This is a genomic window from Lutibacter sp. A64 (assembly GCF_022429565.1).
Taxonomy (GTDB): Bacteria; Bacteroidota; Bacteroidia; order Flavobacteriales; family Flavobacteriaceae; genus Lutibacter.
Map to the genome: position 1 here is coordinate 974553 of NZ_CP092487.1, position 13597 is coordinate 988149.

At 29.2% G+C, this 13597-nt stretch carries 12 protein-coding genes; 6 read left to right on the forward strand and 6 right to left on the reverse strand.

Features of this window, described 5'->3' with window-relative positions:
* Window positions 1–191: 191 nt before the first annotated feature.
* The 4 genes from MKD41_RS03970 to MKD41_RS03985 form a co-directional block, all read right to left on the reverse strand.
* Complete coding sequence (locus tag MKD41_RS03970; RefSeq protein ID WP_240244143.1) at window positions 192–4145, reverse strand: Eco57I restriction-modification methylase domain-containing protein; 3954 nt, start codon at window positions 4143–4145, stop codon at window positions 192–194.
* On the reverse strand, window positions 4135–5145 hold the full coding sequence (locus MKD41_RS03975; RefSeq protein WP_240244144.1) for a restriction endonuclease subunit M: 1011 nt from the start codon (window positions 5143–5145) through the stop codon (window positions 4135–4137). Before MKD41_RS03975 ends, MKD41_RS03970 begins: the two co-directional genes overlap by 11 nt.
* Window positions 5142–5342, reverse strand: a complete 201-nt coding sequence (locus MKD41_RS03980; RefSeq protein WP_240244145.1) for a helix-turn-helix domain-containing protein — start codon at window positions 5340–5342, stop codon at window positions 5142–5144. Before MKD41_RS03980 ends, MKD41_RS03975 begins: the two co-directional genes overlap by 4 nt.
* A gap of 688 nt (window positions 5343–6030) precedes the next feature.
* Window positions 6031–6825, reverse strand: coding sequence for a cation transporter (locus MKD41_RS03985; protein ID WP_240244146.1), 795 nt, complete (start codon window positions 6823–6825; stop codon window positions 6031–6033).
* A gap of 339 nt (window positions 6826–7164) precedes the next feature.
* Here MKD41_RS03985 and MKD41_RS03990 point away from each other — a divergent pair, with 339 nt between their 5' ends.
* Window positions 7165–7425: a helix-turn-helix domain-containing protein gene (locus tag MKD41_RS03990; RefSeq protein ID WP_240244147.1), complete on the forward strand. Its 261-nt coding sequence runs from the start codon at window positions 7165–7167 to the stop codon at window positions 7423–7425.
* A gap of 330 nt (window positions 7426–7755) precedes the next feature.
* Here the strand turns inward: MKD41_RS03990 and MKD41_RS03995 are convergent, their stop codons facing one another.
* Window positions 7756–8397, reverse strand: coding sequence for a DUF6266 family protein (locus MKD41_RS03995; protein ID WP_240244148.1), 642 nt, complete (start codon window positions 8395–8397; stop codon window positions 7756–7758).
* Between the two features lie 513 nt (window positions 8398–8910).
* Here MKD41_RS03995 and MKD41_RS04000 point away from each other — a divergent pair.
* The 5 genes from MKD41_RS04000 to MKD41_RS04020 all read left to right on the forward strand — a co-directional run bounded on the left by MKD41_RS04000 (window position 8911) and on the right by MKD41_RS04020 (window position 12562).
* Window positions 8911–9945, forward strand: a complete 1035-nt coding sequence (locus tag MKD41_RS04000; RefSeq protein WP_240244149.1) for a sensor histidine kinase — start codon at window positions 8911–8913, stop codon at window positions 9943–9945.
* A 1-nt stretch (window position 9946) separates the two neighbouring features.
* Entirely contained in the window at window positions 9947–10678 is a 732-nt protein-coding gene (locus tag MKD41_RS04005) for a LytR/AlgR family response regulator transcription factor (RefSeq protein WP_240244150.1), read from the forward strand.
* A 162-nt stretch (window positions 10679–10840) separates the two neighbouring features.
* A complete protein-coding gene (locus MKD41_RS04010; protein ID WP_240244151.1) occupies window positions 10841–11191 on the forward strand; it encodes a carboxymuconolactone decarboxylase family protein in 351 nt (116 codons plus the stop codon).
* 135 nt (window positions 11192–11326) lie between these two features.
* Window positions 11327–11626 (forward strand): hypothetical protein, encoded by a 300-nt coding sequence (locus MKD41_RS04015; RefSeq protein WP_240244152.1) that lies wholly within the window; start codon window positions 11327–11329, stop codon window positions 11624–11626.
* Between the two features lie 342 nt (window positions 11627–11968).
* The gene (locus MKD41_RS04020) at window positions 11969–12562 is read left to right on the forward strand and encodes a DUF6515 family protein (RefSeq protein ID WP_240244153.1); all 594 of its coding nucleotides are present in this window, start codon (window positions 11969–11971) and stop codon (window positions 12560–12562) included.
* 99 nt (window positions 12563–12661) lie between these two features.
* Here MKD41_RS04020 and MKD41_RS04025 read toward each other — a convergent pair whose 3' ends face one another.
* Window positions 12662–13399 carry an NUDIX hydrolase gene (locus tag MKD41_RS04025; RefSeq protein ID WP_240244154.1) on the reverse strand — a complete coding sequence of 246 codons (738 nt, stop codon included), beginning with the start codon at window positions 13397–13399 and terminating at the stop codon, window positions 12662–12664.
* Window positions 13400–13597: the final 198 nt, after the last annotated feature.

Genomic DNA, 13597 nt, shown 5'->3' on the forward strand with positions numbered 1-13597 from the left:
AACGCGTATCTCGATTAGTCAACATATCATTCAGCGTTAGCCTATCGGCACGCCGAATGCTTAGTTGTTGTACACTGGCTTTATTCCGTTCAGATTGTCATTCAGCGTAGGCAAAGACATACTCTTTTGCAATTTTTGGCTTGTGTGTTGGCTGTAGCGAATTGCAAATGTGTATGGCTTTTAGCGTTGGCTTACATCGGTTTTATTATTTCTTCAATGAATTTAGCTTCTTCATAGTTCAGTTTATACTTTTCGTAAAGTTGTTTATCAATTTCTTCAATGGATTTAGTCCAATCAATATCCGATTCAGGCGTGAAATCTTGAATGGGAACAAATTGATATACATTTTGAAGTATATTCTGTGAAGTTTTTAATATGCCAACCATATATCTTAAAAACTTTGTTTTAATATAAGATTCTAAGGCTTTTGCTTCAAATTCAGTTTCAAAATTTCCAATTGGGATTAGAGAATCAGTACAAGCCGACTTTGGTTTTGCTAAGTAAGGTTTGCCTAAAATTGATACTTCTTTGTTGTCAGTTAGTAAGCCTGCTGCACCATTACTTTTGGATATAAAAATCTTCCATTTATCGGCAATCTCTTTATTTTTAGTAATGAGTTCGCTATCAACATATCTAATTTCTTCGTGCTTACATCTTAATTCGTAATATCCATTTTGATAGGTTGAACTTGAAATCTCATTTGCATTTTTACCTAAAATGCCAAAAGCGTTACGACCTTTCGTTAAGGCTGTTATTGATTCGAAACCTTCATTTTTTACTTTACTTATGATATTATGACTAAAACCACTACTTAGAATAATATCTAGTCCTTCTTCAAATAGCGGTCTTGTAAAAGTTTGCGAATTTTCTTCATCATAATACTCAGTGAATTCTATATTACCATTGTGATTCGGATTGTAAACAAAATAGTTTATACCACCACTTATTTCAACTGCGGGAAAAACAGAACTTGAAATTGGTATGTTGACTATGCTCTGTATATGGTTGTTTTCTTGAAAAAATTCTCGCAATCGCAAAAAAGATTTATCCTGAGCATCTCCTGTGAACCATCTTGAAGGTGTTACAAGAGATAGATAGTGTGGGTTTAGACCAACACAAATTTTTATAAAATCAGGAAATATTTGTCTACTTAATGATTTGTTTTTTGAGTTGTCACTAATTGTTTGCTGATATGGTGGATTTCCAACAATTGCATTAAATTTCATATCGTTGTTGTTAATTTTTATTGTTTCATCTTCAATCAAATCGTTTTCTTCAATTAAATCGTAAGATGTGTAGTTTGATTCTATATTTTCTATGTTTAGCTCAAGTAATGAATAGACTTTTCTAGTAAATTCATAAGCAATTTTTGATGTTGGTATTGAATAAAAATTGTTCGCTACCTTTTTACCAAACTTTTTATAAAAAGAGTAAACAAATTCACCTTGTTTTGAAGCAATGTCTAATATTAAAGTGGAATCACTAATAGTATCTTCTGGTAAAGTTTGAATGATTTTATCAGTTACGATTTCAGGTGTAACAATCTCAGAGTCTGATAAACGACTGAATTTTTTCATTGCATTGCTTGCTCTTTCGATAGGCGAAATAGTTGTGTCATTTGCAAGCGAATTGATATTTTGAATTTTATAATCTAACTCGCTTAAAACAAAAGGATTGATGTGTTGTTGAAACAGTGAAAGTATCACTGTTTCTAAACTTAAGTTAGACGCAATACGAAGATTGTCTTGTACATCATTTATGGCTTCAATAATTTCTTCCAGAGATTTAACTTTTGAATTTGTGAGAAAAGAAAAGAAAAGAATTCTTGCATAGTACATTGCAAACTTTCCTTTGTAGTCTACCTTATCTTCTTTTGAAGTTTCTGTTTCTTTGTCCTCTTTTCCAGGTGTGTCATCACCATCAGGCTTGTCACCTGTATCTAGGTCTTCTCCTTCGCCTTCAGAAGGTTTAATTTCAATACCTTGTCTTGAACCTATTTTACCTTGTCTGTCAATAACTGCTTTTATTTCTTCAATACTTAAAAGCGAATAATCTATTGAAATTGAGGTGGCTTCGTCTAACACACTTCTTTCACTTGAATATTGACGAACTGCATTTAAAATATCTGTTGGTTCAACTTGAACCATTTTTTTGTTATTGATTACTATTATTGGTGAAACTTGAAGTTCTTTTTCTATTCGTTCTCCTAATCTTGAATTTCCATTGGATTCTACATTTACATTGTAAATCTGTGATTTATGCTCCTGCATTTGGAACATTCTGTTTGGATTAAAGTCAACCAACAATGTTTGAGGCTTCATATTGTATTTAACAGAATCTCCATTAGGTTCTTTGTAAGTCTTTATAAATTGACTTTGAAGTCTAAAAATAGCTTGGTCGTATTCTTGAGGTGAAGCAGTATCTTTTAAATATAGCATAGTATCCCATTGCGGAACTGTACTACCAGTTAGCATTCTGTTTACTGTCAAAGTGATTGTTTTCTTGTTTTCACTTTCACATTTTTCAATTTTAGATTTTACTGATTGCGTATCTTTAAATATCTTTTCATTTTCAACTCCAGAAATATTAATTACCTCGTACGAGCTAAGATTTTTAAACTCATTTGATTTAATTAAGCTTTCAAATGCGTCACAAGAAGCACGATAGGGAAGAACACAAACAATGTGACGACACATTTTACCTTCTTTCAGTTTGTCATAATCGAGAAAGCTCAATAAGTTATCGTCATTTTTTGTGCCATCTATAACATTAAGCAAGTCAACAATTTCTTGTTCGTGAACGAACTTTTTATGTAGTTCGGTTTTTGTGTCTTTTAGAATGGATTTTGGTCTGAACAACTCTGAAAAAGCGTAAGTAATACCCAATTTTTTCAGTTCTTCCATTTTTTGTCTAGATGACTCGTTTGGGTTGAAAGCAAATCGAATCATTTGAGGAAAACCATAGTAAGGGTTTTCCCATTCTTTTGTGTCGTCTTTGGTTAAGTATTCATTATCCCAATTTTGTTGGTCATCAGCAATATTAGTGAACTGATAAAATGCAATAATATCATCAGTTGTAAATTCACTATTCATCAAGATACGATATGGTGTTCCCGATAAATGGATTCGAATTTTCGAGTTAATTGTCTTAGTTGTTTCGTCTAAGTTGTCTAAAGTTTCATCATTAAGTTTGGTTTCGCTTTTTAGTTCTTTTTTACTCTTTAACTCTTTTAAAACCTTACCATATTCTAAAGCTCTTGCACCAAAATGAGTTTCATCTATTAGTAAAAGGTCAATTTGATTTTCAAACACTTCCTTATGTTTGGATTTTATGTCATCTCCTTGTAAGTCTTGAAGTGTAAGAAATAAGGCAATTTTTTCGTTAGCTTTCAGTTTATCTTTTATGATTGTTCCGCTTTCTAAAAGTGAATTACTATCTAAAAAACTAAAACCATCAAATTTGATATGACTTTCAACTGTTTTCTTCCATTCTTCTCTTACATCAGCTTTAGCGGAAACGATTAAAACTATTTTTGCATCCATTGCAACAGCACAGCACATTGAAGTAAACGATTTACCAAATCGCATTACTGCATACATTAATAGGTTTGTTCTACCTTTTTTTATTGCTTCTTTAAATCTCTTAATGGTTTCATCTTGATTTGGTCTTGGGTCGTAACTTTCGGTTCTTTTGTATGTGTGAACTATTGGTATGTGACTATCTTCAAACTTATAAAATTGATATTTTGTGTCATTATTCTGATAAGTTTCTTGAATATCTGCAATTGCATCATCTAGTTCTTCTACTTCAGTATCTTTAAAGAATTCGTTAGAGTAATAAGGAATTGATTCTAATGAATCTGGTAGCAACCTAGTTTTATGGATTTCGGATTCTAAAAATTTATGTACTGCAAAGTCTCTAAAAAATGTTTCTTCATCAACTTTGGCAACCTTTTGATACTTCTTTTCAAGTTCTGGAAAATGCTTTCTCCATTCATTAAGTCTTTGCTCAATAGGTCTATATGTGTCACCAACTTTTAAATAATTAGGGACTGTTTCTGTTGTAAAAGCATAGATGTGAGGCTCAACTCTTCCAATAATTAAATTTTCTAAAAGTTGTATGTCAAGCTGATTATTATTTGCCATTTATTGATTGATGTTTATTTTGAAGAAGGTCTATAAATCTTATTTTTTTTCCTTTTAATCCTGTGTTTGGCCAATCCATTATCATACAGTAAGTTCCATTATGTTCGAAAATATTACCATTAAGACAACCTTTGCAAAATGAATTATCGGTTTCCTCTTCTCCAAATAGGTTAACTGTTTTGGTTTTTATTTCTCCACAAGAGAAAGGAATTACGCCTTTTAATCCGTCCATTTGCCAAACATTCAAAGAAATTATTTCTGCTATAGTTTGTATTGATTTAAGTAAAGGCTCTTTTTCAAATTTAGATTTGTAATTTTCTATGAATGTAAATAGCATTGATTCTCTAGCTAACAATAAACTGTCTCCTTGCCACTCATAAGCATATGTGTTTTTATAAGCTGATTTAGTTGCCTCAAGCCATTCATTTGATTCATCAACATTTTCATTTATTATTCTGAGTTTTCTATCAAGTAAACCAATTCTATTTTCAATTTCTATGAATTCTCCTGTTGTTGTGTCGTATCGGTTTGTTATGTATGGTGCTTCACCACAAGAAATTTCAAGTCGTTTGTCATTTATATAATCTTGCCAAGATTTATTTTTAGGAAATTCAATTTTTGCTTGATTTGTTTTCCATTTTTTTTCATTTGGGATTTCTTTGTTGAAAACATCTTTTCGCTCAAACCAAGCATTATCTATCAAGTTGTTTTGAGCATTACAAATCCAAGATGGCGTAAAGACTTCAGCCATATTCTTAACCCTAGACTGTTGTAATATTTGGTCTTTTTGAACCCTTGGCATTATCACATCACCGTTAATGCCTGTAATGAGTTCGGACTTAATCTGTTTGATTTCTAAATATGATTCTCCAAGATGTTCATAATTACTCGTTGCCCAAATAATGTTTTTTTGAGTCGTTTGGTCTCGCAAAAGAATATCCAATACTTCTGGATATTTTTCTAAGATTTCATTTTCTAATATGTCTATTTCTGTCCTCAATTCAATTCTTTTATTGGCACTAGTAATTCTTTTGCTTCTATGTTTAGAATTTCCGCAATCTTGTATAAGTCTTCCAAACTCGGTTGTCGTCTGTTTTGGGCGTAAGAGTTTACCATATTATAACTCTTTCCCATTTGTTCAGCTAACCACTTTTGTTTAATTCCTTTTTGTTCTAAAACCTCTTTAATTCGGTTCATAATTGAATTATTTAATTCAGTTTACTAATGTAAGAAGAATTATTAAATATCTCACTAAATGAGTATTAAAATAATCATTCGGTTTGGGTGAGCGTATGGAAAAGGCAAGCTCTTTTTATTTTGTGAGGCACGAGCAAAATGAAATGTGCTTGACTGTGCGGTTGGCTTTTCAGAGCTTGTGTACAACTCGTTATATAATAACAAATATAACTGTTTTACCCTAAAAAAACACGGGATAAACGTAGTTTTTATATTTTTAAATTAATCTCAATTACGCTCTAATGTTATTACACACAACGTATTTATATATGTTTTACGGCGTGTTTTAAGCACTAAATTTAGTAAATAATTACAGACCAAAAAAACGAAGGTGTTTTTATAAGTAGGGGATAAGCAAGCAATAAAATATACCAAGTGCTGCACTTATCAACCTAAAAGGCGGAAGTTAATTATTAAATAAAAATAACATAACTTATTTAGGTAAGTTTAATATTTAATAACTACCCAAAAATCACCAAAAAAAGTAAAATACTTCAATACTTTTTTTAATTAGCTTCTCAATTAGTATCGAAATCCCCATAGAAACAGAAAATTAACCTAAATTAATCCGAATACAATTAGTCAACTAAGCATTCAGCGTTAGCCTATCGGCACGCCGAATGCTTAGTTGTTGTGGTTAGTACTTATTTTATTTACTTAATTTCAATATTCTAAATGCACCTTGAATTACCAAAATAAAAACGATTGTTCCGATAATCAAATCAGGTTTACTTGAACTCAACCAATTTACTAAAACTCCTGCGATAATTACACCTAAATTAATAATCACATCATTTGAAGTAAAAATCATACTCGCTTTCATATGAGCTTCTTCTTTACTTTTTGACTTTTGTAAAATATAAAGGCAAATTCCGTTTGCTATAAGTGCAAAAATCGAAACGATAATCATTGTCGAAAAATTAGGAAGTTTCTCGTCTCCGAAAAATCTTCTTAAAACTTCCATAAATCCAATAATAGCAAGTGTAATTTGAAAATATCCAGCAAGCTTCGCAATCCGTTTTTTCTTTATCACAGTTCCGCCAACCGCAAACAAACTAATTCCGTAAACAAAACTGTCTGCAAGCATATCTAAACTATCAGCAACAAGTCCCATAGATTTTGAGATAATTCCTGTTGTCATTTCGATAATGAAAAAGGCAAAATTTATTGCAAGTACAGACCAAAGAAGCTTTTTTTGGTTTGCATTTTCTTTAAATTTCGTTTGGTCGGTTTGTTCAGTCGAGATTTTTTTTCCGCCTAAATTCAGTTCGATAACGGACTTTTCGATTTGGTCAATTTCTCCGCTGTGAAAAACGGTCAATTTTCGATTCGGAATGTCAAAGTCTAAATTCGCAATACTTGAAATTCCGTCCAATTTCATTCGGATTAGATTTTCCTCTGAAGGACAGTCCATTTTGGTAATTTCAAATACTGTTTTATTCACTCGGTTTCTTGGTTTTCGGTATTAACCACAACTCATTATATAATAACAAATATAACTGTTTTACCCTAAAAAAACACGGGATAAACGTAGTTTTTATATTTTTTATTAATTATCTATACACCGTATTTAACTTATACTATTTTATAAATTAGTAGCTTTTTAAGCTAAAAATATACTAAAACTAAATTTATTTTTAAACAACAATTAAGTATATATTTACCTAACAATAATTTAGTCCCTATTTTTAACAAGATTTTATAATTAAAAAAAAAGTACTATATTCGTTTATAAACAACTCTATTTCAGAGCTGTATCTATTAACTAAAAAAATAAGTTATTATGAAAAAAGATAATAAAAAACAAACCCCAGAAAACCAACATCCATATTTAGAATTTGATGCCCATTTATTAGAAAATGAAGTATGGCTAACCACAGAAGAGGCCATGGCACATTTAAATGTAAGTCGTAGTACTATATACAGGTTAAGAAAGCAACAACGCATTCCTAATTTTAAATTAGGTCATATTCCTATGTACCCAAAACACTTATTAAACAAAATGTTAATGCACCGGGCAATAAAAAATGTAAAACAAAAGTAGTTTATATTACTTTTTTAATAAATTACTTATACTCTAAATTACAATTTAATACTTAGTACCTAAAACATAAAAGACTGTTTAAAAAATAAAATTTTAATTAATCTAAATTTATTTTAGCTTATTAAATTAATTGCAAATTTTTAAAATAAGATTCTAAAGCAAGTTTAAAATAACCGATTTATATACTTTTTAAAGTGTCTGTTTTAGCTTTAATTATTGCAATACAGTTGTATTTAGTATAGCATACAAAAAAGCAAAACGCATAAATGTATTATAGCAATATAATAATACATTTATGCGCCTTAATCAGCTTTTTTACAACTACAATATTTACACTACCGTTACACTACCTAAATAGGTACTTATAGCTGCAAAATTGGTATCTGGCTTACTAAAAGATGCCCAAACCTCAACTTCTAATCCAGCCATATAATCGGGTAAAGTTACCGTTGCTGTTGTGGCATCTCTTGTAGCAACTGCTAAATTGGTATAAAATAAATTAAGATCGGGGGCATATGCCACTACCATAAGTTGATCTGTTCCAGTAGCCTTACCTTGTCCGCTATTATCTTGCCACCCAAAAACAAGTGCTTGACTAGCACCTGCCGTAAGAGTACCAGTATCTAAACCTCGTAAATCGCCTTTGCTTATTAAAACTTTAGCATAATCCATTACCATACCTAGGGGAGTGCTAACTACTGCATTTTTTAGATGGTAAGAAGTTGCTAAATTTGCACGCGATTTATCGCCTTGTGGGTTTCCAAAATAATTACTTAATACCCCTACAATAGGACTTAAAAAACTAATAACGGTTTTAAATTTTTCGCGTTGTTCTTCTTGTTTTACAGAAGGTGTATAGTTACCGCGTTGTGGTAAACTTCGCATTATGTTTTTTCCACGCCAACGAGAGCCTACTACGTTACCTACTTTACCAGAAAATCCGCCTAAAATTCCTTTTTCGAATGTTGCCATAATAATATGTGTTTTTAATTAATAAATTCCAAATCTAAATGCTAAACCCTTAACAAACAAACTCTTGAAACATACTGACACGTATTGAAATAAATTGAAAGTTTTTGAATGCTTATAAAACAAAATGCCATTTTTAGACTACTATAGCCTTTTTATGATAGCTACTGAATGGTAATGACACTAAAACAGTTATTTTAAGGGTTTTTGTTCTGGTTTTATTCGAGAATCCTTCGGTAAATAGCAGGGGTTATTTTTTTAAAATGGAAATTTTTAGGAGAAAAAGGGGAGTAAACCCATTTAATACACAATGTATAACAGTAGCAGTAGTATGGTAATTTTTAATACTTTTTATGTAAATTACAATCGATAAAATGCCGTAGTTGGTATAGTTAATAGTGTATATTATCTATTATATAACACTAAAATGGTAAAAAGTTTTACTTTTGAAATGTATTTAAAAACAGGTATTACCCGTTGTGCATTTTTATTAAATACGCTATAAAATTAAACAGCATGGATAAAAATATAAAAATAACAATCTTTTCTCACTTACTTGTATGGCTAGTACTGTTTAGTATCCCTTATATTTTATCGTATGGTCAAGAGCAAAATATCAATAGAATAATTGCACATTTCTGGATTCCAATATTGTTTTATGCCATTATTTTTTATCTAAATTACTTTGTACTTATAGATCGGTTTTTGTTTGCAAAAAAAACCTTGTTTTTTGTTCTTATTAATATACTTATGATAACAATATTTATTCTATTAAAAGAGCAAATTGAAAACCAATTATTTGTTGATATTATTAGAAAAAGAGGTAGTACAGATGACGCTGGTCCGCCTTTTAAAATGACTATATATGTTCAAATGTTATCTTATATGGCTCCTTTATTATTTTCAGTAGCCATTAAAACTACAAAGCGCTGGGCTGAAACAGAAGCTAAACGCAAAGAAGCAGATAATATAAAGTTACAATCAGAATTACAACATTTACATTATCAATTACAACCGCATTTCTTTTTTAACTCATTAAATAATATTTACTCTTTGGTAGATATTTCGCCAGATCAAGCAAAAAAATCTATTCATAGTTTAAGCAAGTTAATGCGTTATATGTTATATGAAACCAATATGGAATTAGTTCCGCTTTCAAAAGAAATTGATTTTATGAAAAAATATATTGATTTAATGAAGTTACGGGTTTCAGACAAAACAGTTGTTAATTATAATTTTCCTTCAAAAGAATCAGGAATTAAAATTGCGCCATTATTATTTATATCATTAATAGAAAATGCCTTTAAACATGGAGTTTCTGCAAGTAAAGATAGTAGTATAAATATACAAATGACTTGTAAAGATAAAACCGTACTTTTTACGGTTGAAAATAATAATTTCCCTAAAAAAATAAACGATAAAAGTGGTTCTGGTATTGGATTGCAAAACTTAGAAAAACGCTTAAAACTTTTATATGCTGGTAAATACAGCTTTAAAACATCTGTTGAAAATAATCTTTTTTTAGTACATTTGGAGATAGAAACAATGTAAAATGAATAGTATTAAAATAACCTGTGTTATTGTTGATGATGAACCTATGGCACTTAATTTAGTTGAAAGCTATGTAGAAAAAACACCCTTTTTAACACTTAAAAAAAAGTGTAGTAATGCTATTGAAGCTATGGAGTTTATAAAATCTGAACCTGTAGATTTATTGTTTTTAGACATACAAATGCCTGATTTAACAGGAATTGAATTTTCTAAAATGTTACCCGAAAATACACGCGTAATTTTTACTACTGCATTTGATCAATATGCTTTAGAAGGAATAAAAGTTGAAGCTTTAGATTATTTATTAAAACCTTTTGATTATGCCGAGTTTTTAGCTGCAGCTAACAAAGCAAATAAATGGTTTTCATTGGTAAAAGAAAAACAGCAAAAAATAGTATCTTCAAAAAAAGAATTCCTTTTTGTAAAATCTGAATACAAACAACTGCGTATTAAACTTACAGATGTATTGTATTTTGAAGGATTAAAAGATTATATTAAAATATGGTTAAAAGACAATCCAAAGCCAATTTTAACCTTAATGAGCTTAAAATCGTTACAAAAAGAACTCCCTGAAACACAATTTATGCGCGTACATAGATCATTTATTGTTTCTTTAAAAAATATTGAAGAAATAGAGCGTAGTCAAATTATTATTAACAAACAACGTATTACAGTTTCAGAACAATACAAGCCAAAGTTCTTAGCGTTTGTAAATAACAATTCATTAACTTAGTTGTGTTTAATTAAAATATTGAATATCAGTACAAAAAATAAAAAAAACTGATTTAAATCAACTAATTATATCTTAATATTTAATATATTTGAGTAACAGCTTGTTTTAGATATTTTTTAAAACAAATACAGTTTCTTTATTAACGTTTTAAATAGTTTAGATATGACTAAAGATTATTCAAAACACTACAACGATCTCTCTAAATTAATGGGAGAAATGGGCGCAAAAATCCCTAATATTATGGAAGGTTTTAGTAAAATGCACACCGCAAGTTGTGAGGATGGTGCGCTATCATCTAAAACTAAAGAACTTATAGCCTTAGGTATTGCAATTACTATTAGATGCGAAGGCTGTATTGTATGCCACGTACACGATGCGTTAAATGCTGGTGCAAGTGCCGAAGAAGTTATGGAAACTATTGGAGTTGCTATTCTTATGGGAGGTGGACCTTCGGTAGTTTATGGCTGTGAAGCTATGGAAGCTTTAAACCAATTTGTAGTTTTAGAGCGTTAATTTTTATTAGACTAGGTTAATTTCATCTATAAATTTAACGCTTTAAAAGGTAAATTATTAAAGTTTGTCTATTCCATTTTTTTTATACTAGTAATGTAGTACATTTGCCGCTTCATTAAAAAATAAATTTATATTATGAAAAGAATCGTATTACCTTTAGTATTAGCACTTACAATGTTTAGCTGTGATAGTGTAAAAAATGTAAACACATCTAATATTTCAAGTGCAGCAACATTGTTAAGTTCTTTAAGTTCTAATTCTACTGTTCAGCAAATTTCAACACTTTTTACTTTATTAGATAGTAATAAAGATGAAGCTATTAGTACTACAGAAGCTATTGGATCTGTAGCTGAAAATTTTGGTGTACTAGATACTGACAAAAGTTCAAGTTTAAACCTAACAGAATTAACAGGTTTACTTAGTTTATTAAAATAATAACTTTCAAGTAAATTAAGGAGGCTGTTTTAAAAGTGAAAAATTCGTCAACCTGAACTTGATTCAGGTTCTCATAATGATTGATTATCAGTATGATGAAATTCTGAAATAAATTCAGAATTACGGATTTCATTACTTTTTAAACAGCCTTTTTTTTTGTGTAATTCCTATCTTAAATTATGCAACTTCTATACAATACGCCTATTTATAGATACAATAGTAGAGAGCATCTATTAACTTTTTTTTAGACTATTTATATAAATACCTTTAAACTATTAATAAAAAAGCGAGTCTTAATATTAATAACAAGAATAGAGGTTTAATCTAAAAAAATTAAAAATTATGAAAACGCATATTAAAGCATATGTTTTAGCATCATTATTTATGGTAGCTTTAACAACTCAGGCTACAGCACAGTCACGTAGAAGTAGTACAACAAGTAAAACTGTAAAAACAACTACGGTTAAAAGAACAACTACAAGTAAAAGAATACCAAGTACAAAAGTAACTTATAAAAAACCTACAAAAAAGGTAATTTCAGTAAGAACAGTACCAAATAGAACAGTTATAAAACATAATGGGCAAAATTACTATTATGCCAATAATAAGTATTATACACAATCTAGAGGACGCTATATTGCAATTGCACCTAAAATTGGATTTAGAGTAAGTGTATTACCAGCAAATTATAGAAGAATACAGTTTAACAACCGCAACTATTATAATGCACAAGGTATATTTTATATACAAGTTAACAATGTGTATGAAGTAGTTGAACCAGAAATAGGTACTATTGTGTACGAATTACCAAATGATTATGAGAAAGTAGTTATTGATGGTTTAACGTATTACGAATACGCAAACATTTTATACGAAAAAATACAATACAATGGTACTAGAGCTTATGAAGTGGTAGGTATTATAGATGTTCAATAAAAATTTATTTGGTTGATTGTTAAAAAGCGGGTAATTCATTTTGAATTACTCGCTTTTTGTTTGCAATCAATTTTGCTTTTACCAAAGTTTTCTTAATGTTTAAATATTTATAAAAGAGTTGTTTTTGTACATTTTTTCGTAAACATCTTTACTAAACATATAAAGTTTAGAAGGTTTTTTAGTTACTCCAATTTGTTTTTCATCTAAAGCAACCAAATATTTTTTAGCAATCATTTTTCTTCTAAAGTTTCTATTATCTATTTTAACATCTAAAACAGATTCAAAAATATCTTGTAATTCATTTATTGTAAATTTATCTGGAAGCATTTCAAAAACAATTGGTTTATACATTGCTTTTGTTTTTAAATCTTCATACGCTTGATTGATAATTTCTAAATGATCAAAACCTAATTCTGGTAAGTTATGTATTGGAAACCATTGCGCATTGTATTTATTATCTTTTAAATTAACCTCGTATGTTTGAAGTAAAAAATAATAAGCTACAGTAATGGTTCTTAAATTAAACTTTTTGTTTTTTGCCCAAATAATATCTTTTTCATTCATCAATCGGGTAGGACTTCCAAAAGATTTAAATTGTTTTTTATAAAGGTTGTCTAATCCGGTTAGTTCTTTTAAAACTCTTGTAGCTGTTTCATCTAGTTTTTCATTTTCATAAACATGATACCCTGTTAAAACAAAATCATTTACTAGTAATTCATTAGTATCTTCATCTTTTAATTGTCGTTGTATTAATAAAACATTTAATGATTTTGTGGTTGCATCAAATCCAAAAACTACACAATCAACAGATACATTAGGTATTATTTTAGGAGTCATAACTATTTTTATTTTATAATAATAAGCTTAATTAATACTTTTTTTTAAGTAATAGCAAATATACAAAATTTAAACAAACGTCATAATAACATTATATGTTATTATTAAAATACCTCTTTAAATAAGCTGACAAATATCAATTATGATGTTAATAATGATAAAAAAACACATATTTTAATAAAATTATTAGGAATTGTA